Origin of the sequence: Pusillimonas sp. T2 (genome assembly GCF_002236805.1) — a bacterium.
In the GTDB taxonomy this organism is placed as follows: domain Bacteria; phylum Pseudomonadota; class Gammaproteobacteria; order Burkholderiales; family Burkholderiaceae_B; genus Neopusillimonas.
The window spans coordinates 65,550-88,154 of sequence record NZ_NIQA01000004.1 but is presented as its reverse complement, the minus strand read 5'-3'; the positions used below and the strand labels follow the sequence as shown (position 1 = coordinate 88,154).

Here is a 22,605-nt window from a genome sequence, read left to right as displayed (position 1 = left end):
GAGCACGCGGCGATAAAGTGAATTACACAGGCGTTGCAGCGGTATCGGCAGCGCCCTTGTCTTTTCCGTCGGATGACGAGACGCCTTCGGAGGGTGTGCCACCGCTTGATGCACCACCCGAAGAAGACAGATCATCGAGGTCTTTGGGAGGACGGGGAGGACGACCTTCCATGATGTCGTTGATCTGGTCAGCGTCGATGGTTTCCCAGTCGAGCAGCGCCTTGGCCATCGCTTCCATTTTGTCGCGATTGCTTTCGATGAGGTTGCGGGCAACCGTGTACTGCTGGTCGATGATGGCACGGATTTCCTGGTCGACCTTTTGCATGGTGGACTCGGACATATGCGTGGTTTTGGTCACGCTGCGGCCCAGGAACACCTCACCCTCGTTCTCGGCGTACACCATAGGCCCGAGCGTATCGGTCATGCCGTAACGGGTAACGATGTCGCGGGCGATGGCCGTGGCACGCTCGAAGTCGTTGGACGCGCCGGTCGTCATTTGATTCATGAAGACCTCTTCAGCGATACGACCGCCAAACAGAACCGCGATCATATTGAGCAAACGCTCTTTGTCCATACTGTAGCGATCGCTTTCGGGCAACTGCATGGTAACGCCCAGGGCACGGCCACGCGGAATGATGGTGACCTTGTGGACAGGATCAGTTTTAGGCAAGCAGCGCGCCACCAGTGCGTGACCGGATTCGTGATAAGCCGTATTGCGACGCTCTTCTTCGGGCATGACCAAACCACGGCGCTCGGCACCCATGATAATTTTGTCTTTGGCTTTCTCGAAGTCTTGCATATCGACAGTGCGGCCACTACGGCGCGCAGCGAACAAGGCAGCCTCGTTGACCAGATTGGCCAGGTCGGCACCCGAAAACCCGGGCGTACCGCGCGCCAGGACCATAGCATCTACATTGGACGCCAACGGTACTTTGCGCATATGCACTTTAAGAATTTGCTCGCGACCACGAATATCAGGCAAGCCCACGACCACCTGGCGGTCGAAACGGCCGGGACGCAGCAAGGCGGGGTCGAGGACGTCGGGGCGGTTAGTCGCCGCAATAACGATGACGCCCTGGCCTGTTTCGAAGCCGTCCATTTCAACCAGCAACTGGTTCAGGGTTTGCTCGCGCTCGTCGTTGCCGCCACCCAGGCCTGCACCGCGTTGACGGCCGACTGCATCGATTTCGTCGATGAAGATAATGCAAGGTGCCTGCTTTTTGGCGTTTTCGAACATGTCGCGGACGCGGGCAGCGCCCACCCCAACAAACATTTCGACGAAGTCGGAGCCAGAAATACTGAAGAACGGTACTTTGGCTTCGCCAGCAATAGCCTTGGCAAGCAAGGTTTTACCTGTACCGGGGTTGCCTACCAGCAACACGCCACGGGGAATACGACCACCCAGGCGCTGAAACTTTGTGGGGTCACGCAGGAAGTCGACCAATTCTTTGACGTCTTCTTTGGCCTCGTCGCACCCGGCGACATCTGCAAACGTGATGTTATTGGTGTTTTCGTCGAGCATGCGAGCACGCGACTTACCAAAACTGAAAGCCCCGCCCTTGCCGCCGCCTTGCATTTGACGCATGAAGAAGACCCAGACCCCGATAAGCAACAGCATGGGGAACCAGGAAATGAACACACTGGTCAAGAACGAGGGCTCTTCGCGAGCTTTGCCAGACACCTGTACGCCAGCCTTGACCAGTTCTGGAACCATCCAGAGGTCGCCAGGAGACGTCAGGCTATAGGGTCGGCCGGAATCGGGCGTAACGAAAATGGTGTCGCCCTGGATGTCGACTTTGGAAATGCGCCCCGCGCGCGCTTCATCCATGAACTGAGTGTAGGTCACGGAATCGCTGGTGGCAGGCCGGCCGTCGAACTGTTTAAAAACAGTAAACAACACCAGCGCAATCACCATCCAGATCGCTACTTTGGAAAACGAGTTGTTCAAAGCCAACCTCCTAGAAACTGCGGCTTGCGGGGAACATATAAGGCGGCCCCGATAATACGGTTAACAGGTCATTCTAACCCGTTAATAATAAAGTGTGGCTCAAGACTTGAGACGCTGGCCGACCAGAAAAGTTTCGGACGACTTGCCCCGCGATGCCTTGGGCTTGCGCTCGACAACCCGGACAAAATGTCTTTTGAACGACTCGACGATTTGCGAAAAACCACTGCCATGAAACGCTTTGACAATCAGCGCGCCATCGGGCTTGAGATGATTCACAGCAAATTCTAACGCCAAATCGCAAACATGCTGAATACGAGCTGAATCAGCAGACCCTACCCCTGATAAGTTGGGGGCCATATCTGAAATTACAAGATTCACCTGCTTGCCTTCAAGCATGGTTTCAAGTTGATGCAAAACCGTGTCTTCGCGAAAATCGCCTTGCAAAAACTCGACCCCGGCAATAGGCTCCATGGGAAGCAGGTCAAGCGCTATGACCCGCCCGTCGATAACACCACCGGTGCCTACCAGGCGTTCGCGAGCCACCTGCGACCAGCTGCCCGGTGCCGCCCCAAGGTCGACAACGATATCGCCCTTGTGCATGAGCTTTTCTGTGTCGAGAATTTCGATAAGTTTGAACGCAGCGCGGGCTCGATAGCCTTTTTGTTGCGCCATTTTCACATAGGGGTCATTAATGTGTTGCTGAACCCACTCTTTTGAGAATTTTTTCTTGGCCATTCCCGTACAATTCAAATATGCCCAAATTAGACATTACTTCGCAAGAACGCAGCGCACTTCGCGCCCGCGCCCACCCTTTACGCCCTGTCGTCCTCGTCGGCGACCGTGGCCTGACGGAATCGGTTATTCAAGAGATCGACCGTAATCTTACCGCGCACCAGCTCATTAAGGTCAAAATGGCCGGCCAAGAGCGCGACGAGCGTGAAGCTTCGCTCGAATCATTGTGCGAGCAATTGTCATGCGCCCCGGTGCACCACCTGGGTAAAACACTTATCTTGTTCCGCCCCGACCCAAAACAGCGTCGGGCCGAAGAAGAAAGCGTTAACGCCACGCGCGCGGTGCGCAAACCCACCGAGCCGCACACACCCAAAAAACTGGCTGCTGCCGGGGTCACCAAAACCCGTAAGGCAGGCATCGCCGAACGTTCGGCGCGTAAAACCGAACGCCTCGAAAATGCAGCCCCAAAAGTACGCCGCGCATCAACGCCCGGCACAGTGGCATCGGGAGCACGCAAAACGGCCGCAAAACCCGCCGCTGGTGCTGCACACGGTATTCCGCGCCGTGGCGGCAGCGCCTTGTCGCTCAAGGCTGGCGCCCGCCGCTCTGCTGTTGCTCGGCCAAAAATTCGTTAAAGCGCTACGCGTCTGGCCTGCAGCTCATGTTGCAGGCTTCTGTAGTGGCAAGGTAAAAATAAAAGCCCGGCAAAACTCGCTCGGGCTTTACATTAGGGGCGCCAGCCAGCCGGCGCAAAAATCAGACGTAGCTGACAGAAAGAATTTCGTATTCGCGCACACCGGCGGGCGCCTGTACCTCAACAACATCGCCTTCGCTTTTGCCGATTAGGGCACGGGCGACTGGGCTGGATACTGAAATACGATTTTCACGGATGTCGGCTTCGATGTCGCCCACAATTTGGTAGGCCACACGTTTGCCCGATTCCAACTCTTCAATTTCTACGGTAGCGCCAAATACCGCCTTGCCTTCAGCGTCGAGTGCAGCCGGATCAATAACCTGCGCATTCGATAGCGTACCCTCAAGCTCCTGGATACGGCCTTCTACAAACGCCTGACGCTCACGCGCCGCGTCGTATTCGGCATTTTCAGACAAATCACCCTGAGCACGCGCCTCGGCAATAGCGTTAATGACCTCGGGGCGTTCGACTGTTTTCAGTCGATGTAGTTCTTTTTGCAAGCGCTCAACGCCACTTACCGTCAACGGGATCGCAGACATAATGCTTCCTGAATAAAAAGTAAAAAAGACGCCCCAAAGGAGCGCCCGATTGGTAAAACGTTAATACTGCAAGGTACAAAGGAAATCCCCGGTCGGTGACAACCGGGGATTTGAACCTATTGTCGGCAAAGTTGGCCCAAAAAGCAAGCCCTTGGGCAAAAATTGCTAAAAAACCAAAAATAGCCGGTAGTTAGCCGCGTTTTGACTGTCTTAGCAGTGCGTAAAGAATAATTGCACCAAAAGTAGCCGTGCCAATACCGTCCAAACGGAAGGCGCCAAGTTCGAGCGAGAAATTACCCGCGCCCAACACCAATGTTACGGCCGCGACGATGAGGTTACGGTTGTCGCTGAAATCGACCTGGTTGACCACCCAAATGCGGGCGCCGGCAATAGCAATCAAGCCAAATACAACAATCGACATCCCCCCAAGAACGGGACCAGGAATGAGTTGAATGAGCGCACCGAACTTGGGCGAGAAGCCCAGGAAAATAGCAATAAACGCAGCCACCACAAATACGATTGAAGAGTAAATGCGGGTGACAGTCATAACCCCGATATTTTCAGCGTAGGTTGTGACGCCAGTACCGCCCACCGAGCCCGACACCATGGTGGCCACACCGTCGCCCACAAACGCACGGCCCAGGTATTTATCGAGGTTTTGGCCCGTCATAGCGCTGACCGCCTTGATGTGGCCCAAATTTTCGGCGACTAGAATTATGGCGACAGGCACGATGACGCTCATGGCGCCGACTTCGAAGACTGGACTGGAGAATGTCGGCAGGCCAAACCAAGCCGCGCCGGCAATACCGCTGAAGTCCATGGGTTTACCCAACCCGAAGCCATTAGCCAAAATGGCATAAATAACGCAGGCCAGGATAAGTCCGACCAGAATCAGCAGCCGTTGTGTGACGCCGCGTGTATAAACTGCAACGCCACCAACACACAGCACCGTGATCAGCGCCATGATGGCTTCGAAGGTTGACCCGCCCATGGCGCCCTTAGCGGCAATAGGCGCCAGATTAAGACCGATGACCGCAACGATAGAACCCGTCACCACGGGCGGCATCCAGGCATCGATCCAGTCGGAACCATTAGCTGAACGGGCATTAAGCAACCACACCACCAGACCAATAAGGGTATAAACCAGACCGCAGACAATGATAGCCCCCAGCGCTACACCGATGTTGGCGTTGGCACCGCCGCCGGCATACCCGGTGACCGCAATCACACCCCCAATAAATGCAAAGCTAGAGCCCAGATAGCTGGGCACACGCCCACCCACAAACAAGAAGAAAATAAGCGTGCCGATGCCGGACATTAAAATAGCGACGTTCGGGTCAAAACCCATGAGTAACGGCGCAAGAATGGTAGAACCGAACATAGCAACCACGTGCTGGGCGCCCATGGCAACATTCTGAGGCCACGACAAGCGTTCGTCGGGCTGTACGACCCCGCCCGAGGCGTCGGGGTTAACCTGGCGCCACCGCGGAAAATATGAGTTTGACATTGAAATGCCTTCTTGAAGTAGTTATGAAATGGAGCTTCTCACAAAGCCGAAAGTTTACGGGCAGGCTAGACCCGTTCGCAACAAATAATTGCTGGAATAAGTCATGAAGAAAAAAAAAGCGACCGAGGGTTGCCCATGCGGCGGACTACCGACGGGTTCGTCTTACGACCGATGTTGCGCAAAGTACATCGACGCAGGACATATTGCGCCAAGCGCCGAACACCTGATGCGTTCACGATATACCGCCTATACCCTGGCACGCGCCGACTACCTAAGGGCGAGCTGGCACTCTGACACCCGACCAACCGAACTGGTGCTCGACGCACCGGATGCCCCGCACGGAACACGCTGGCTTGGGCTGACCGTTCACACCTTTCGCGAGATCGACGACACGCATGCGGAAGTAAGTTTTACCGCAAGGTACCGCGAAGCAGGACGGGCGCACCGCCTGACCGAAACCAGCCGCTTCATCAAAGAAAATGGCCAGTGGCTTTACGTAGACGGGATAATCGAAAATGCCGTTTAAGGCTGAGACGTCTGGCGAGGCTTGCGCTCGCGTCGTGATGCCACGCGATCGTACAGACTATTTGGCACCCAGCGCAGTAACCTTGCAACCCATCCCATTTGCCAGGGGATCACAATATACGACACGCCGTTATCGATAGCGCGTATCGCCCGCCGGGCAAAAGCATCGACGGGCATTAAAAATGGCATTTTGTAGGGATTTTTCGCGGTCATTGGTGTACGGATAAAGCCCGGCGCCAAAGTCACCACCTTAACGCCTGTACCGTAAAGCTCAACACGCAGGCTTTCACAATAATTTCGCACAGCGGCTTTAGACGCGCTGTAAGCGCCTGCACCCGGCAAGCCCCGCACGGCAGCAACGCTGGCCACCCCTACCAAAGTGCCCCGCCCTTGCGCCTTCATGGCGGCCACAAAAGGTTCGAATGTAGAAACCGTACCGGCCACGTTAGTGGTCATGACACGCTGAAAGACATCGAAGTCCTCGGCCTCTTCGGTGAGTGTGCCTACACTTATACCGGCCGAGGCGATAACAACATCGACGGGCCCCAGAGACAGGAAATCGTTTGCGGCCCGATGCAGCGCATCGCGATCGATCACGTCGAGGACATAGACTTTATGCACGCCCGGAAGCGCATCGGCCAAGGTTTCAAGGGCATCGGCACGACGCCCCACCAGACCAAGCTGACAGCCGCGGGCCGCATAAAAACGGGCGAGCGCGGCACCTATGCCGCTGCTCGCCCCCGTGATGAACACACGCTGCATGCGCTGGTTTAACCCGGCTTAAGCATGCATGGTTTGCAGGCTGTAGACCTTGAGGCCCTCGCCCTGACGCATATACTGCAGACCTTCGACCGCTGCACGCGCACCGGCGATCGTGGTGAAGAAGGTCACGCGAGACGCCAACGCTACAGTCCGAATATGACGCGAGTCGGCAATAGCGTTGCGCCGTTCTTCGACCGTATTAATGACCAGGGCGATTTCCTGGTTTTTAACCATGTCGACAATATGCGGGCGACCCTCGGTGACCTTGTTGACCACCTGTACGGGGATTCCAGCATCGGCAATGGCGGCTGCCGTACCACGGGTAGCCACGATTTTGAAACCCAACGCCACAAGACCGCGCGCTACTTCGACGGCCTTGGGCTTGTCTTGAGCCCTGACGCTAATGAATGCAGTACCCGATTCGGGCAACGTCACACCAGCCGCCATTTGAGACTTGACGAAGGCTTCGCCAAAGCTTTCGCCCACACCCATGACCTCGCCGGTTGACTTCATTTCGGGGCCAAGAATCGTGTCGACGCCCGGGAATTTGACGAACGGGAACACGGCCTCTTTGACCGAGAAATATTTGGGCACGACTTCTTCGGTGACACCCTGATTAACCAGGGTATTGCCTGCCATGGCCCGCGCCGCAATTTTTGCCAATTGCAGCCCTGTGGCCTTGGAAACGTAAGGCACGGTACGCGATGCGCGCGGGTTGACTTCGAGCACGTAAACGTCGCCGTCCTGAATGGCAAACTGAACGTTCATCAGGCCTTTGACATTAAGTGCACGCGCCATCAGACTTGTTTGGCGCTTGATTTCGGCAATGGCGTCGGCCGACAACGAATAAGGCGGCAAACTGCACGCCGAGTCGCCCGAGTGAACACCCGCCTGTTCGATATGCTCCATGACGCCGCCGATAAACACACGCTCGCCATCGCAGATGCAATCGACGTCGACCTCGGTGGCGTTGTTCAGGAAGTGATCAAGCAATACGGGGGAATCGTTACTGACCTTGACCGCCTCACGCATGTAGCGCTCGAGGTCTTGCTGTTCGTGAACGATTTCCATGGCACGACCGCCCAGCACATAACTAGGACGAACCACCAACGGATAACCAATTTCGGAAGCCAGGGCCAGGGCTTCGCCCTCGGTACGTGCTGTGCGATTGGGTGGCTGACGCAGACCCAACTTGGTCAGAAGCTTCTGGAAACGCTCGCGGTCTTCGGCAACGTCGATGGACTCTGGGCTGGTGCCGATAATCGGCACACCATTGGCTTCGAGCGCGCGCGCAAGTTTCAGGGGGGTTTGCCCGCCATACTGCACGATCATCCCGACCGGGTTTTCTTTGTGAACGATCTCGAGTACGTCTTCAAGCGTCAACGGCTCGAAGTAAAGACGATCGGAGGTATCGTAATCGGTGGAAACCGTTTCGGGGTTGCAGTTGACCATGATGGTTTCGTAACCATCGTCGCGCAACGCCAGTGCGGCATGAACGCAGCAGTAATCAAACTCGATACCCTGCCCGATACGGTTGGGGCCGCCACCCAGCACAATGATTTTCTTGCGGTCAGTGGGTTCGGACTCGCACTCTTCCTCGTAGGTCGAGTACATGTACGCTGTTTTGGTTTCGAATTCGGCTGCGCAGGTATCGACGCGCTTGTAAACCGGGCGAACCCCCAACTGATGGCGGACCTTGCGCACTTCGGCTTCGGACGTGTCGAGCAAAAAGGCCAAACGACGGTCGGAGAAGCCGCGCCGCTTGAGCTCACGCATGGTGTCTTGGCCGAGGTCGGCCAGCGTCTTTTGTTCGAGCGCCAATTCGATGTCGACAATTTCTTTGATTTGCGACAGGAACCAGAGATCGATCTTGGTCAGTTGATGAACCTCTTCGAGACTGAAACCCTGGGCGAAAGCATCACCCACGTACCAGATACGCTCGGGGCCGGGCTCACCCAACTCGATTTGCAGCTTTTCACGATCGGTGGTTTTTTGGTTAAGGCCATCAACACCGACCTCGAGGCCGCGCAGGGCCTTCTGGAATGATTCTTGAAATGTACGGCCAATAGCCATAACTTCGCCCACCGACTTCATTTGCGTCGTTAAGCGCGAGTCGGCCTGGGGGAATTTCTCGAAAGCAAAACGAGGAACCTTGGTGACGACATAGTCGATGGAGGGCTCGAAAGACGCCGGTGTCGCCCCGCCGGTGATCTCGTTGCGCAGTTCGTCGAGGGTGTAACCTACGGCCAGGCGCGCAGCAACTTTGGCAATGGGGAAGCCCGTTGCCTTGGACGCCAGCGCCGACGAACGCGAAACACGCGGGTTCATTTCGATGACGATCATGCGACCGTTATCGGGATTGACCGCAAACTGAACGTTCGAACCGCCGGTATCAACACCAATTTCGCGCAACACCGCAATCGAGGCGTCGCGCATGATTTGATATTCTTTGTCGGTCAGGGTTTGGGCAGGCGCGACGGTAATCGAGTCGCCCGTGTGCACACCCATAGGGTCGAGGTTTTCGATCGAGCACACGATAATGCAGTTGTCAGCGCGGTCGCGCACCACTTCCATTTCGTATTCTTTCCAGCCCAGCAACGACTCTTCGATAAGCAGTTCGTTGGTCGGCGAAGCCTCGAGACCGCGACGACAAATGGCTTCGAACTCTTCGGGGTTGTAGGCAATACCGCCGCCCGAACCACCCATGGTAAAGCTCGGCCGGATAACCGTCGGAAAGCCCGACGTGCCGGTATCTTCGGCGATACGGCGCTGTACTTCCCAGGCCTCGTCCATAGAATGCGCTACGCCCGACTTGGCCGATTCGAGGCCAATTTTCGTCATGGCTTCTTTGAACTTCTGGCGGTCTTCGGCCTTGTCGATGGCATGAGCGTTAGCGCCGATCATTTCGACGCCATGCTTGGCCAGAACACCGTGACGTTCGAGGTCGAGCGCGCAGTTAAGCGCGGTCTGGCCGCCCATGGTGGGCAACAAGGCATCGGGCTTTTCGACTTCGATGATTTTCTCGACGGCCTGCCAGGTGATGGGCTCGATGTAGGTAACATCGGCCGTTTCCGGGTCGGTCATGATGGTGGCCGGGTTGCTGTTGACCAGAATCGTGCGATAGCCTTCGGCTTTGAGCGATTTGCAGGCCTGTGCGCCCGAATAGTCGAATTCGCAGGCCTGACCAATGATAATGGGGCCGGCACCGATGATAAGAATGCTTTTTATGTCTGTACGCTTGGGCATAATGCTGATTTACTTTTGACCGGCCATAAGGCTGATGAATTTATCGAAGAGCACCACGATGTCGTGTGGGCCGGGGCTGGCTTCGGGGTGACCCTGGAAGCAAAATGCCGGCGCATCGGTGAGCTCGAAGCCCTGCAACGTGCCGTCGAACAACGAAACGTGAGTGGCACGCGCGTTAGCCGGCAAACTGGCGGCCTCGACGGCGAAGCCGTGGTTTTGGCTAGTAATAAAAACACGGCCCGAATCGAGGTCTTGCACGGGGTGATTGCCACCGTGATGGCCGGTTTTCATTTTTAGTGTTTGCGCGCCAAGGGCCAGACCCATGATTTGATGCCCGAGGCAAATACCAAACAGCGGGATTTTTTTCTGGATGGCGACTTGCGCGGTATGAATGGCGTAGTCGCAAGGCTCTGGGTCGCCTGGGCCGTTCGACAAAAAGATGCCGTCGGGATCAAGGGCCAGCACCTCTTCGACCGGCGTTTGCGCGGGCACGACAGTTACACGGCAATTGCGATCGGCCAGCAAACGCAAAATATTCGATTTCACGCCGAAGTCGTAGGCTACGACGTGATACTGATTGCCTTCTGGCTTGGCAAAGCCCTGACCCAATTGCCAGGTACCTTGCGTCCATTCGTGTTGGCTTTTTGTGGAAACGACCTTGGCCAGATCTTGACCCGCCATGCCGGCAAAACTTTTTGCCAGACGCACGGCCTCGTGGTGATCGGTACCCACGTAAATACACGCCCCTTGGGCGCCGCCCTCGCGCAAAATGCGGGTGAGCTTACGGGTATCAATACCCGAAATAGCCACGATACCCTGAGCACGCAGGTATTCGGGCAATGATTGCGTGGCGCGGAAGTTGGAAACACGCAGCGAACAATCGCGCACGACCAGACCAGCCGCATGCACACGGTCGGATTCGACATCTTCGGGGTTGACCCCGGTATTGCCGATATGCGGGTAGGTTAAGGTGACAATTTGACCGCTGTAGCTCGGGTCGGTAAGAATTTCCTGGTACCCGGTCATTGACGTATTGAAAACAACCTCGGCGACGGTATGTCCATCGGCGCCGATAGAGACACCCTTGAAGATGGTACCGTCCGCCAAAGCCAAGATCGCAGGAGAGGACGATGTAATCCCCTCGGGAAGTAGAGACGGCAGCACAGTGAACCCCGGTTATAAAGTCGATAAGTAAACCTTGGAATTATACCTTGAAGAAGCACAGCCTTTCAGTTGCCGCTAAAATCAAACGATATTAGTTTGCGCCATCACCCCGCGCGCTCGGGGTCTGTTCACCCGCTTTTCGAAGCCAAGCCAATTGTTATCACCCATGCCCAGCCAACTTGAATTATTGCGCCAGTACACCACGGTCGTTGCCGATACCGGCGATTTCGAAACCATGCGCGCGCATCAACCTACCGATGCCACCACGAACCCGTCGCTCATCCTGAAAGCCGTTCAAAAAGACACTTACCGGCCACTGCTCGAGCGCACCGTACAAGACTTTCCCCACGCAACGCTGCCCGAACTGACCGACCGGCTACTGGTGGCGTTTGGCCGCGAAATTCTGGCGATCGTGCCCGGCCGCGTTTCCACCGAAGTCGACGCCCGCCTGTCGTTCGACACACAAGCCACCCTTTCCCGCGCACGGGACATCATCAATTTGTACGCGCAAGCGGGCATACCGCGCGAACGCATTCTGATCAAAATTGCATCAACCTGGGAAGGCATCCAGGCTGCACGCATACTGCAGGCCGAAGGTATTGCCTGCAATCTGACATTGCTGTTTTCGCTACCCCAGGCCGTTGCCTGCGCCGATGCCAAAGTGCAACTTATTTCGCCGTTCGTGGGCCGCATCTACGATTGGTACAAAAAAGCCGCCGGCCCCCAATGGGACGAAGCTGCAAGCGCCGGCATCAACGACCCCGGCGTTCAGTCGGTCACGGCTATTTTCAATTATTTCAAGCATCACGGTATTGCCACCGAAATCATGGGGGCAAGCTTCCGGAACATTGATCAAATACGAGCTCTGGCAGGCTGCGACCTGCTGACCATCAGCCCCGAACTCCTGGGCCAACTTGCAGACAGCACGGAACCGCTCGAAAAAATACTAGACAGCACCGCAACCGCCAAACAGGCCGTGCCCGCGCTAGCGTGTGACGAAATTTCATTTCGGACACAACTCAACGAAAACGCCATGGCCACCGAAAAACTGGCTGAAGGCATCAGGTTGTTTGTCGCCGACGCCATCAAGCTCGACGCACTACTGAACGCGGCGCGGGCAGCCTAGGCGTTACGACGCTCGAGCAGGGCCCATGCCAACGTGCCGGCATCAACGTATTCAAGCTCGCTGCCTGCCGGCACACCACGGGCTAAACGCGACACCGTCAACCCGCGGGCGCGCAGCAGCTCGGTCAGGTAGTGGGCGGTAGTTTCGCCCTCGGGCGTAAAATTGGTGGCCAAAATAACCTCTTTGACCTCGCCGTCACAGGCCCGCTTCAACAAGCGCTCGAACTCGAGCTCGACCGGGCCAACACCTTCTAGCGGTGACAACCTACCCATCAGCACGTAATACAGCCCCCGATAACCGTGGGTAGATTCAAGCGTATTCTGATCGGCGGGGTTTTCGACAACGCACAGCAAAGACGGGTCGCGTCGGGGATTGGCGCAGGTTGCGCACAGATCGTCTTCGGTAAAGTTATTACAGCGCTGACAATGCCGAAGCTGCTGCAGGGCCGAGGCAAGCGCCTGCGACAATCGTTGTGCGCCAACCTGATCGTTTTGCAGCAAATGGTAGGCCATGCGCCGTGCCGAGCGCACCCCAACGCCTGGTAACCGACGCAAAGCGTCGACCAAGGCCTTGAGGGGCTCGGGTTCGGGTAGCTGAACGTCCATCAGGGGTAAGCGACTGCGACAATCAGAACGGCAGCTTCATGCCGGGGGGCAAGGGCATGCCGGCGGTGACCGAAGCCATCTTTTCTTGCGATGTCGCCTCGGCTTTACGCAAGGCATCGTTGAACGCGGCAGCCACCAGATCTTCGAGCATGTCTTTGTCGTCGGCCAGCAAGCTGGGGTCGATCTGTACCCGTTTGACATCATGGCGGCACGTCATGGAGACCTTGACCAGGCCGCCGCCCGAAGCACCGTCAACAACGATGTCTGCCAGCGCTTCCTGGGCTTTCTTCATGTTTTCTTGCATTTGCTGTGCCTGGCGCATCAAGCCGGCAATCTGACCTTTCATCATGGCATGAACTTCCTGAGATAGAAATTGAATGGATTCATAGGTACCGCAAAACAATGCCGGCGACTAGGCCGCTTTGCTTTGCGGTAAAGGACGAATGGAGCCCGGTATCACCCTGGCGCCGAAATCGGTAACCAAAGCTTGCACCAGCGGGTCGACATCGACTGCCGCCTCGGCATCGCGCTGACGGGCCGCAAGTTCGGCCTGCTCGACGGCATGCGCGGTATCGTCGCCGGTTTGACCATACTCGACCTTGAGCCGGACAACCGTGCCAAAGTGCTCGGACAGCAGTGTACACAAGCGCGCCTGGCCGGCGCTGTCAGCAAACATGCGAATACCGACACGTAAATGAATTTCGTTGTCTTTGACACCGACCCATTCGCTTTGACGGGCCAGTTCAGAGGCCACCCCGGTAGCCGGCAGCGACGCGACGAGCGTCACCCAGGCTTTGCTGTCCATACTGGACAGCCGAGGTGCCCGGCCGCGCCGTGTCGGCGCGTCGGCGGACAAACCGGCCAGAACGTCGGCGGGTATAGGATTGATATCGTCGCCCGGGTCGCGCGACAAAGCGAGATCGTCGTAGTTCTCGTCTACACCAGCATCGTACCCCTGCCCCATCATGGCAGCGTCGTCGTAGGCGCCACCCGCAACCATGGTTTCGAAGTCATCCTCGGGAAGAGGATCAACGGTGTCGTTTGAGGGAATATCTTCCCAGGCCGGAATGCCGTCTTCGGCAGAAACCGCCGCTGGCGCGAGGCCGTGCGTGGCAGAGACAGCAGGAGCAGACGCGGCTACCGGTGCAGACACCGACCGGGGGGCTTGCACCAAAGCGGTCTCGATCTCGGCCTCGGTATCAGCCTCGGTATCAGCCTCGGCATCGCGCTCCGGCATCGCTTGAGACTCTGGGGTAGGCAACGCCACCGATACAGCCGTATCGTCCGACCTGACGGAGTCGTCGACGGCCGGAGGGACGTCTGACTGCGCCGCATTACTGGCAACAGGCGACACACTGGATGCAGGCGCAGCGTTGCTAGCCGACACTGGCGACACGGCGGGTGTCGGCGCTGCCCGGCTGATGTCTACCGGCGATGGCGCGGACTGGGACATTGCAGATGCCGCGGAGCTATCTGCACGGGTAGAAGGGCCGGACGGCGGCGGCAAAGGCTGGCCGGCATTGGCCGGCGCAAGCGACAGCATGCGCAGGCACGCCATGACAAAGCCCGCGTATTCGTCGGGCGCGAGCGCCAGCTCGGAACGACTATGAACCGCTACGGTGTAAAACAACTGGACGAGATCGGGCGGCATGCCGGCGGCCAGGGCAGCCAGCTCGGACGCAACCGGATCATCGGCCGGCGCAACCCCGGGTACGCGTTGCTCGATCGCAATACGCGACAACAAAATGCACAAATCGGCCAGCGCACCCGAATACGACAAACCACGGGTTGCGAGCTCGTCAGCCACTTCGAGGACCGATTGACCACTACCGGCCACCAAACCCTGCAACAAACGTACCAAATAACGCTGATCGATAGTGCCCAACATGCCGCGTACCGCATCGGCCGACAACTGGCCCGCGCTGTAGGCGATAGCTTGATCGGTTAGCGACAAGGCATCGCGCATGGAACCAGAGGCGGCTTGCGCAATAAGGCGCAAAGCGGGCACATCGAAGGGAATGTTTTCGTGCTGAAGTACGCCCTGCAAATGCCCAACGATGGCGTCGGCGGTCATTTGCTTAAGATTGAACTGCAAGCAACGCGACAACACCGTCACCGGAATTTTTTGCGGGTCGGTTGTTGCCAGAATGAATTTGACGTGAGCGGGCGGCTCTTCGAGGGTTTTGAGCATGGCGTTGAACGCATGCCCGGTCAGCATGTGCACCTCGTCGATCATGTAAACCTTGAACCGCCCCACGCTCGGCGCGTATACCGCCTGCTCGAGCAACTGCGTCATTTCGTCGACGCCGCGGTTTGAGGCTGCATCGAGTTCGACATAGTCTACGAACCGGCCTTCATCGATTTCGACGCAAGCGCGACAGTGGCCACACGGATTCGCCGTAATGCCGGTTTCGCAATTTAGGGATTTAGCCAGCAGCCTGGACAGCGTTGTCTTGCCAACGCCACGCGTGCCGGTAAACAGCCACGCATGATGTAGACGCTGGGTCTCGAGGGCGTGGGTAAGGGCCCTGACCACATGATCCTGGCCAATGAGGGTGTCAAACGAGCGGGGCCGCCATTTGCGCGCCAGTACCAGATATGTCATTAAGTGTACGTATCAATGAAGAGGCGAGCCTGACTTCGGCACTGGTTCTGAACGACTATGGCTGCTTCGTTCCCGACCTGACCAGGTTTGCCGCCGAACCATGCGAAGGGGCCCGCCAACAAGCAGTTTAACAGGATTTTCAATCGTCGATCCAAATGTCGGCGCGCGGAAAATAAAGCGCCGAACGTGCAGGCCGACCATCGAGCGCACTGACCTGCGCACGATAGCGCGCCATCTGTTCGGCGTAGCGTACCCGCATGCGGTCGGCGAACTGATCGGCAGACTCGCCCTCTTGAGGGCGGCCGGTTTTATAGTCTACAACCAACCAGCCCTGCTCGTCGGATACAGCCAGGTCAATCACCGACACGCGCCCCGAGACGTCAAGCAAAGACCACTCGCGATACGCTTTGGCCAAAGCCAGCAGCCAGCGGCCACGCGCACTGCTCAAGGTAGCTTCCAATGTTTCACAAACTGCGGCCGCGGTGGCATCAAGGCGATCGCCGGGCACACCGGCTCGCGACAACTGACGCCGAACCACAGGCTCCTGCGCCCTGACACCCTCGACGGTCCACGTGTCGGCACCCGCTTTGCCCAAGCGCTCAAGCCAGGCGTGCGCCACCGTTCCGACAAGTGCATCTTCATTAAGCGCCTGCGACCACTCCCAGGGCCGGCCGGCATCGCTCGATAAAGCAGATGACGACTTGTCGGGCGCCGGCAACGCCTTCGATGGCAGGCGTAACAACGGTCGGCCATCGGTTGCTGTATCAGTGACGCCCTCGACGCTACCGGACGACATCGCGGTAATCTCGGGTGCTGACGGCTGTGAAATATACGGCCAAAGCCGGCTCAACAAGCTGCCCGCCCTGGGCGCCGCCACTTCGCCATTTTTATCGAGCGAAAGCTGGGCGACAAGGCAGAGTTGATGCCGGGCACGGGTGGCCGCCACATACAACAAACGGTCAATTTCATACGCCGATCTTTTTTTCTCGCGCTCACGCAAATAAGTCGTAATCGGATCGGCCTGCTCGGACGCCTTGGGCCTGATCGGACCAATCAACAAGCGCCCTTCGCTGAACTCGAAATGCACCAGTCGCTGACTATCGCTGGTCGCGCCATGATGCAACCCCATCAAAATGACGGTATCGAATTGCAAGCCTTTTGACTTGTGAATCGTCATGACCTCAACCGCAGGGCCGGCCTGATGCCCTGGTTTAGCGAACAGTTTATCCAACTGGATTTCAAGCTCGGCAGGGTCCAGCCCGCCAAACGGAGCCAGCCTTTCGATAAGACGGAAAAATGCCTGGCTGTCGGCCTCGTCGTCCTGGGTCGCGTAAACCATGCTACCGCCCAGCCGCTGCCAAGCGGTTTGCAGCCAGGAAGCAAACGGTACAACGCCCTCATCGTTAGTCCGGTCAAGCAACACGGCCGCCGCGTGCAACACGCGCTGATGCTCATCCTGGTCCACCCCCCAGGCGGCCGGATCGTCGTCACGCACATAGTCGGCCAGCATCAACGGCGCAGGTCTAGAAGCCTCTTGACCAAACAGCGCATGCAGGGTGTGCAAACGCAAGCCGCACAAGGGCGAACGCAACACCGAAAGCCAAGCCAGCCGGTCACCCGGATGAGACAACGCACGCGCCAACTGCACCAGATCGGCCACCACTTGACGGGTCTTCAATGACACCAGTTCAACAGCGCGACACGGGATACCCTGGCTTGTCAATTGACGGACAACGTCTTTTAAATGGCTGCGCGCACGCACCAGTATGGCGACGGGATGCCCGCTGTCTGGGTTGCGTGCCAAGGCGTCACGCGCGAGCTGCACGACTGTTTGAGCGGCTTCCTGCATGCCCGACTCGTCAGCGCCTTCCTCGCCAACCGACCATACCGGATGAAGGGAAACGCCCAACCCATCAAGCGGCGGATTGAATGCCACAGAAGACGAATAAGGAATCGCCCCCAGGCCAATATGAGGCGCCGCCGGGAACAAGGGCCCGAAGACGCTATTGACCCAATCAACAACTGACGTTTGGGAGCGAAAATTGGTCGTTAATTGAAGCGACGTCAACGGCACCTGCCCCAAGCCCGCTTCGCGCACCTTCAAGAACAGCCCAACCTCGGCTTTACGAAACCGATAAATGGACTGCATGGGATCACCCACCAGAAACAAGGTCCGACCGTCGTCGGGCATCCAGCCTGACGTCAAGCGTTCCAGCAACTCTATCTGCGCCTGGCTGGTGTCCTGAAATTCGTCCACCAGCAAATGGCGAATAGCGCCGTCTAGGGACAGCAACAAGTCAGTCGGGTCGTCGGCGCTACCCAACGCACGCAGCGCCCGTTGAGAAACCTCGATAAAGTCGACTTCGCCCGCCTGTGAAAACTGAACCATCAGTTGCGCCCAGGCCAACCGAAGCACCTCCAGCAGGTCACTCAGCACGTCAAGCTGCCAGTCTTGATACCCCTGAGCAGGCGCCGTCCGGATTTCAGCCAGCGCAGACACCCAAGGCTCAGTGCCGTCAAAATGCTGAAGCCAGGCCATAAAGGCGGCTCGGTGATCCGACTTGGCCTCGAAGCCGGTTGTCTTGTTGACTGTCTTGCGCAGACGCCCGTCTTTGGTCAGCAACAATGCAGCCAAGGCCTGCCATCGAGGCAGATCGGCCTGCGATGTGTCAAACGGCGCGCCACTCCAGTCCACCAACGGCAAGACCTCTGGCATCTTCCCCTCCTGAGCCAGAATGTCTGCTGCAGTTCGGCAAGACACTGCCAAGTCGTGCGACCACCCCACCGGCATAAGCACGGCCAGGCGCGCGACGTCTTCGTCAATAGTTTCAGCCAAAAACCTGGATAACAACCGCGCGTCACTGCCGGCATCGAGCAACGGCATCCACTGGTCGCGACTGCCCAGCATTTCGGCCAGCAAAGTCTCGGCGGCGCGCAGATCAACGTCGAGGTGCGCCAGCACCCGCGCCACTGACTCGACATCGTCAACCAATCCTATCGTTGCCTGCGCCGCTTCGCGGTAATACCGACCGGCGTCATCGCACACCCCAGGCATTCCGCCCATTGTGCTTAGCCATGGCATACCCCTGACCAAATGCGCGCAGAATGCGTCGATCGTCCGGATGCTAAGCCGTGCTGGATACTGCAGCAATTGCCACCCCATCTGACGATCACGCTCGATGGCCGCACGCGCCAGCCGCCAGCTTTCACGGCGATGCGCCTCGGGCGGCTCCGGCCCCAAGCCTTGCCCCAGCTTCAATAACACACGGGCGTGCATTTCAGAGGCGGCCTTACGCGTAAAGGTAATGGCAACAATTTCCTCTGGTCGCTCAACCGTAGCCAGCAAAGCCAAAATACGATCGGTCAATAGTTCGGTTTTTCCGGAGCCTGCCGGCGCCTGCACCAGGAACGAACGTTGCGGATCGAGCGCTTGCTGTCGCGCAGCGGCATCGTGAATGGGCTCAGACATTAGCAACCCCGTCCTCATTCAATCTTAAAAAGGGCAACACATCACAGTAATCAAGATCGGTCTTCTTCTCGAACCGGTTACGGGCATCGCCTCGAATAAAGTCGCTGGCCAGACCCTCGATGGCCTGACGCCAGCGTGCCAGCACAGCAGACCAATCCAAGCCCTCGAGTGCGGGCCAATCGGAAACTGACGCCAGACCGGGCACGCCAACGTCGGCGTCAGCCAAGCCTCGGACCTGACAGCCTTTGGCATGCAACTGCGCGAGCACTAACGCCCCCACCTGGGCATCGTTGTCGGCAGCCCCCATGACTGCTGCATAAAACGGCAACTGTAAATCGACCAATCGCAGACGCGACCAGTTAGCTTTAGGGTCGATATTGCCGTTACCCGTTTTGTAATCGAGGATAGCCAAACTGCCATCGTGCATTCGATCGATACGATCAAGCCGGAGCTTCAAACCAAGCGGGCCAAACTGCCAGACCACCGGCTGCTCAAGCGCTTCGATGGCAAACGGCGTACGGGCCTGCTCCAACGCGAGCCACTGCAGCACAACCGCGCACCCACGCCCTTGCTCAAGCCGCGTCAACGTATCGCCATAACCCGCCAGATATTCCTGGGCCGCAACAGCCGTGGCCTCTTCAACAATCGATATCAATTGCCCTTGTATTACGGCGTCATGAAGGGCATCTTGATGACCCAAACGCTTCCAGACAAGCTCCAGCGCCCGATGCATGAACAAACCTCGTGCATTCTGATCTGCCAATTGCCCATAGTCAGGCAACTGCGACGCCCCTAGTCGATACTTGACGAAGGCCCAGAGCGGATTACGCGATTGATAATCAATGAGTGATATCCCTCCTGGCACGACCGCGTCGGCCTGCAACGCAGGGCCCAAGTCGTCGACCACGGACTCCAGGCGGATGCCCACGCTTAAAGGCGAAGGCTGAAGATAATGGGGTATTGCGGCTTCATCAGTTTGCGCAATGAAGGGACTGGGCCGCAACTCGCGCTCACCTTCGTGCTCTGCATGACTGAAACACACCTGCGGCGCCAAGCGGCACAAGTCCTCGAACAGTACTCCCGCCCATTGCAACTCTCGTTCGGGCGTGGCGCGAGGCGCACCCGCATGGCGCAGCACATGGGCCGGCAGCAAAGGGTTCGGACGCGTCGCCGCCGGTAAAATCTCATCGGTCAGGCCAAGTACCCAAACGCCGTCCCAACTGCCGCCCTCGGCTTCGAGCAGACCCAACACATCAAGACGAGCCGATGGGTCGCGCTGGGGCTGAAACAAGGTTTCGTTCACCAATCGAGTCAACAAACCAACGGCCTTTGCAAAGGACACTTCGCCCCAGACGACGTCGTACTGGCCTAACTGCCCCAAGGCGCGGTCAAAAGCTTCGAGGGTTTGAAACGCGGCGCTGCCTGGGGACTGCCCGGGAAACCCCAACCTACCCAACAGGTCACGAAATTTCGCCGCCCAGGCATGCAAACCCAGACGGCTGCGATCAGCCATCAGTACATCAACGCACCCCAACCAGGCTTGATGCAATTGCGGCGTGACATTGGCCAACATGCCGGTGAACTGGGGTAACGATATCTGGATAACCGATTTGTGACGCCAATCGGCATCGAGCCGTGCGCGCGCCGCGGCTTCGGCATGAGCCCCCACACAAGCGCCTGCCAAAAGCGCCGCGCCCAGTTGACGCGGTGTAGAAACACCTGAAATACGAAAATCGGCAAGCACACTGAGCCATGCCAACGCAGCTCGTACCAGCGGCCACTGCGCCAACGGGCGCGCTACAGCGACGTTGTAGCCTTCGGCAGGCGGCAACGTCAGTCGCAACACGCGATGCGCCAATGCGATATCCGTCTCGAGGCGGCTGGCCACGATGGCATAACGGCCTTGGGGGTTTTCTTGTAACCGATGCTTGGCCCAACGTGCAGCGGCCCACCACTCTTGGTCGGTGTCGGGCAAAACGTAGCGCATGCGCGCACCCGCAGACGACCGCCTGCCCTGCAACACCAAGCAATGCACGCCGCGATGTGCAAGCGCTGACAACAAAGTGGTCATCCGCGGGGACAACTCATTGAAGCCGGCCAATACCAGGGTCGTAAAATCAAGCGGCAACTCACCCGTTGCGGCGGCATCGCATACCCGCCCAATGCTAGCGTTCACATCCTCTGCATCACGTTCTGCAAGGCATTCGGCGTAACGGCTTTGCCAAAGCGCAAACCGCTGAAAATCGTGCGTCTCGGCGGCGGGATCAACATGAAGCTGCCATTCACTCATCAGCGTGTCGGCCTCGGCGGCCAGTCGTGCCGCCATACTCGTATCCAGCAACGTATCGTCACCCTCAACCGACTCGATGACTTGCTGCCAAAGACCGCGCGCCGCAAAAACATCAAGATAGTGCGCAGGTGTACCGGCCTGAGCCAAAAACGATAACTGATCTGCCGCCTGCCGGAACCACGCCGCCAGCGGCACTATGGCGGGCAAGGGCATCACACGCCGATCATCGCGCAGCGAATCCGAAAGCTCAGATAACAAACGACGAGCATGCCGGTTGTTCACCGTCAACACTAACGTCTGCTGGCTGTCCATTTCCAACAATTGTGCAAGCGTCGTGATGTCCAATGAATCCAAATCAGTTACAGTACTTTGCATGGCTGCGGCCCGGTTCAGAAACCGGCAGTTTACCGTGTCGTTCATGGTCGCTCGCTTCCCGGCCAGATCATTTTGCCTACGAGTTGTTCCTCATGAGCCTTGCCCGAACCTCGCCTCTCCCGTCGCCCCTGATTCAGCCCTTTCTTGACGCCCTGTGGCTTGAAGACGGGTTGGCAAACAACACCCTTGCCGCCTACCGGCGAGACCTGTCTGCGTTTACCCAATGGCTGGGCGACACACAGGGCAAAACGCTCATCCACACGCAAACGTCCGACATCCAGGCTTGGTTTGCCAGCCAGCACGCGACGTCCAAAGCCACCACAGCCAACCGTCGCCTGGCCACGTTGAGACGATTTTTTCTTTGGGCGAAAAGGCAAAATCATGTACAGCATGACCCCTGCCTTACGCTGAAAAGCGCGCGGCAGCCAACTCGTTTTCCAAAAACGCTTTCCGAAGCCAACGTCGACGCTTTGCTGACCGCGCCCGACACCAATCTTGCGCTTGGCATGCGCGACAGGGCAATGCTGGAAACACTCTACGCCACAGGCCTTCGAGTCACCGAACTGGTTTCGCTGAAACTGCTGGATGTCAACCTTGACGAAGGCGTAGTCCGAGTAGTGATGGGCAAGGGCGGGAAAGACCGACTGGTTCCGCTTGGCGCCGAGGCGGTACACTGGATGCAAAGCTATCTAGGGGGCGGACGCCATGCTTTGCTCGGCGCGAAGCGCAGCGATGCACTCTTCATCACGACGCGAGGCAGCGCAATGACCCGCCAGTCATTCTGGCTTATTGTCAAAAAATATGCGCTCAGAGCGGGCATCACCGTGCCGTTATCGCCGCACGTACTGCGTCACGCATTTGCCACCCATCTGCTGAACCATGGCGCCGACTTGCGCGTTGTGCAGTTGCTGTTAGGTCATGCTGATATTTCGACCACGCAAATTTACACCCATGTGGCGCGCGAACGTTTAAAAACCCTGCATGCACAACATCACCCGCGGGGTTAAGCCTTGAAAGT

The 22,605-nt window shown here is 57.7% G+C and carries 16 protein-coding genes and 1 other RNA gene; 4 read left to right on the top strand and 13 right to left on the bottom strand.

Features of this window, described 5'->3' with window-relative positions; translation table 11 throughout:
* Positions 1–22 precede the first annotated feature (22 nt).
* Entirely contained in the window at positions 23–1,948 is a 1,926-nt protein-coding gene (ftsH, locus tag PuT2_RS08585) for an ATP-dependent zinc metalloprotease FtsH (protein ID WP_093970631.1), read from the bottom strand.
* Positions 1,949–2,047: 99 nt separating this feature from the next.
* The gene (locus PuT2_RS08580) at positions 2,048–2,683 is read right to left on the bottom strand and encodes an RlmE family RNA methyltransferase (RefSeq protein WP_093970630.1); all 636 of its coding nucleotides are present in this window, start codon (positions 2,681–2,683) and stop codon (positions 2,048–2,050) included.
* Positions 2,684–2,700: 17 nt separating this feature from the next.
* Between PuT2_RS08580 and PuT2_RS08575 the strand changes: the two genes are divergently transcribed.
* Complete coding sequence (locus PuT2_RS08575) at positions 2,701–3,315, top strand: YhbY family RNA-binding protein (protein WP_093970629.1); 615 nt, start codon at positions 2,701–2,703, stop codon at positions 3,313–3,315.
* A gap of 121 nt (positions 3,316–3,436) precedes the next feature.
* On the opposite strand, the gene greA is transcribed toward PuT2_RS08575, so the two are convergent.
* The gene (gene greA / locus PuT2_RS08570) at positions 3,437–3,913 is read right to left on the bottom strand and encodes a transcription elongation factor GreA (RefSeq protein WP_093970628.1); all 477 of its coding nucleotides are present in this window, start codon (positions 3,911–3,913) and stop codon (positions 3,437–3,439) included.
* A 190-nt stretch (positions 3,914–4,103) separates the two neighbouring features.
* Positions 4,104–5,420 (bottom strand): solute carrier family 23 protein, encoded by a 1,317-nt coding sequence (locus PuT2_RS08565; protein ID WP_093970627.1) that lies wholly within the window; start codon positions 5,418–5,420, stop codon positions 4,104–4,106.
* A gap of 103 nt (positions 5,421–5,523) precedes the next feature.
* On the opposite strand from PuT2_RS08565, the gene PuT2_RS08560 reads away from it, so the two are divergent.
* A complete protein-coding gene (locus PuT2_RS08560; protein WP_093970626.1) occupies positions 5,524–5,946 on the top strand; it encodes a YchJ family protein in 423 nt (140 codons plus the stop codon).
* Here the strand turns inward: PuT2_RS08560 and PuT2_RS08555 are convergent.
* The 3 genes from PuT2_RS08555 to carA are packed head-to-tail and all read right to left on the bottom strand — an operon-like array spanning position 5,943 to position 11,117.
* A complete protein-coding gene (locus PuT2_RS08555; RefSeq protein ID WP_093970625.1) occupies positions 5,943–6,707 on the bottom strand; it encodes an SDR family oxidoreductase in 765 nt (254 codons plus the stop codon). The two genes, PuT2_RS08560 and PuT2_RS08555, sit on opposite strands and share 4 nt — an antisense overlap.
* An 18-nt stretch (positions 6,708–6,725) precedes the next feature.
* Positions 6,726–9,953: a carbamoyl-phosphate synthase large subunit gene (gene carB, locus PuT2_RS08550; protein WP_093970624.1), complete on the bottom strand. Its 3,228-nt coding sequence runs from the start codon at positions 9,951–9,953 to the stop codon at positions 6,726–6,728.
* 9 nt (positions 9,954–9,962) lie between these two features.
* Positions 9,963–11,117 (bottom strand): glutamine-hydrolyzing carbamoyl-phosphate synthase small subunit, encoded by a 1,155-nt coding sequence (gene carA, locus PuT2_RS08545; protein ID WP_371596608.1) that lies wholly within the window; start codon positions 11,115–11,117, stop codon positions 9,963–9,965.
* 166 nt (positions 11,118–11,283) lie between these two features.
* On the opposite strand from carA, the gene tal reads away from it, so the two are divergent.
* Positions 11,284–12,243 carry a transaldolase gene (tal, locus tag PuT2_RS08540; protein WP_093970623.1) on the top strand — a complete coding sequence of 320 codons (960 nt, stop codon included), beginning with the start codon at positions 11,284–11,286 and terminating at the stop codon, positions 12,241–12,243.
* On the opposite strand, the gene recR is transcribed toward tal, so the two are convergent.
* The 6 genes from recR to PuT2_RS08510 all read right to left on the bottom strand — a co-directional run bounded on the left by recR (position 12,240) and on the right by PuT2_RS08510 (position 21,632).
* Positions 12,240–12,848: a recombination mediator RecR gene (gene recR / locus PuT2_RS08535; RefSeq protein WP_093970622.1), complete on the bottom strand. Its 609-nt coding sequence runs from the start codon at positions 12,846–12,848 to the stop codon at positions 12,240–12,242. The genes tal and recR overlap by 4 nt on opposite strands.
* Before the next feature lie 22 nt (positions 12,849–12,870).
* A complete protein-coding gene (locus PuT2_RS08530) occupies positions 12,871–13,197 on the bottom strand; it encodes a YbaB/EbfC family nucleoid-associated protein (protein WP_093970621.1) in 327 nt (108 codons plus the stop codon).
* A 63-nt stretch (positions 13,198–13,260) separates the two neighbouring features.
* Positions 13,261–15,453: a DNA polymerase III subunit gamma/tau gene (locus tag PuT2_RS08525; protein ID WP_093970620.1), complete on the bottom strand. Its 2,193-nt coding sequence runs from the start codon at positions 15,451–15,453 to the stop codon at positions 13,261–13,263.
* 19 nt (positions 15,454–15,472) lie between these two features.
* Positions 15,473–15,570: signal recognition particle sRNA small type (gene ffs / locus PuT2_RS08520), an RNA gene on the bottom strand.
* A gap of 22 nt (positions 15,571–15,592) precedes the next feature.
* On the bottom strand, positions 15,593–18,922 hold the full coding sequence (locus tag PuT2_RS08515) for an exodeoxyribonuclease V subunit beta (RefSeq protein WP_093970619.1): 3,330 nt from the start codon (positions 18,920–18,922) through the stop codon (positions 15,593–15,595).
* On the bottom strand, positions 18,915–21,632 hold the full coding sequence (locus tag PuT2_RS08510; protein ID WP_254046983.1) for a PD-(D/E)XK nuclease family protein: 2,718 nt from the start codon (positions 21,630–21,632) through the stop codon (positions 18,915–18,917). The genes PuT2_RS08515 and PuT2_RS08510 overlap by 8 nt, the downstream gene beginning before the upstream one ends.
* A gap of 47 nt (positions 21,633–21,679) precedes the next feature.
* Between PuT2_RS08510 and xerD the strand changes: the two genes are divergently transcribed.
* The gene (gene xerD, locus PuT2_RS08505; RefSeq protein WP_093970618.1) at positions 21,680–22,594 is read left to right on the top strand and encodes a site-specific tyrosine recombinase XerD; all 915 of its coding nucleotides are present in this window, start codon (positions 21,680–21,682) and stop codon (positions 22,592–22,594) included.
* Positions 22,595–22,605 lie beyond the last annotated feature (11 nt).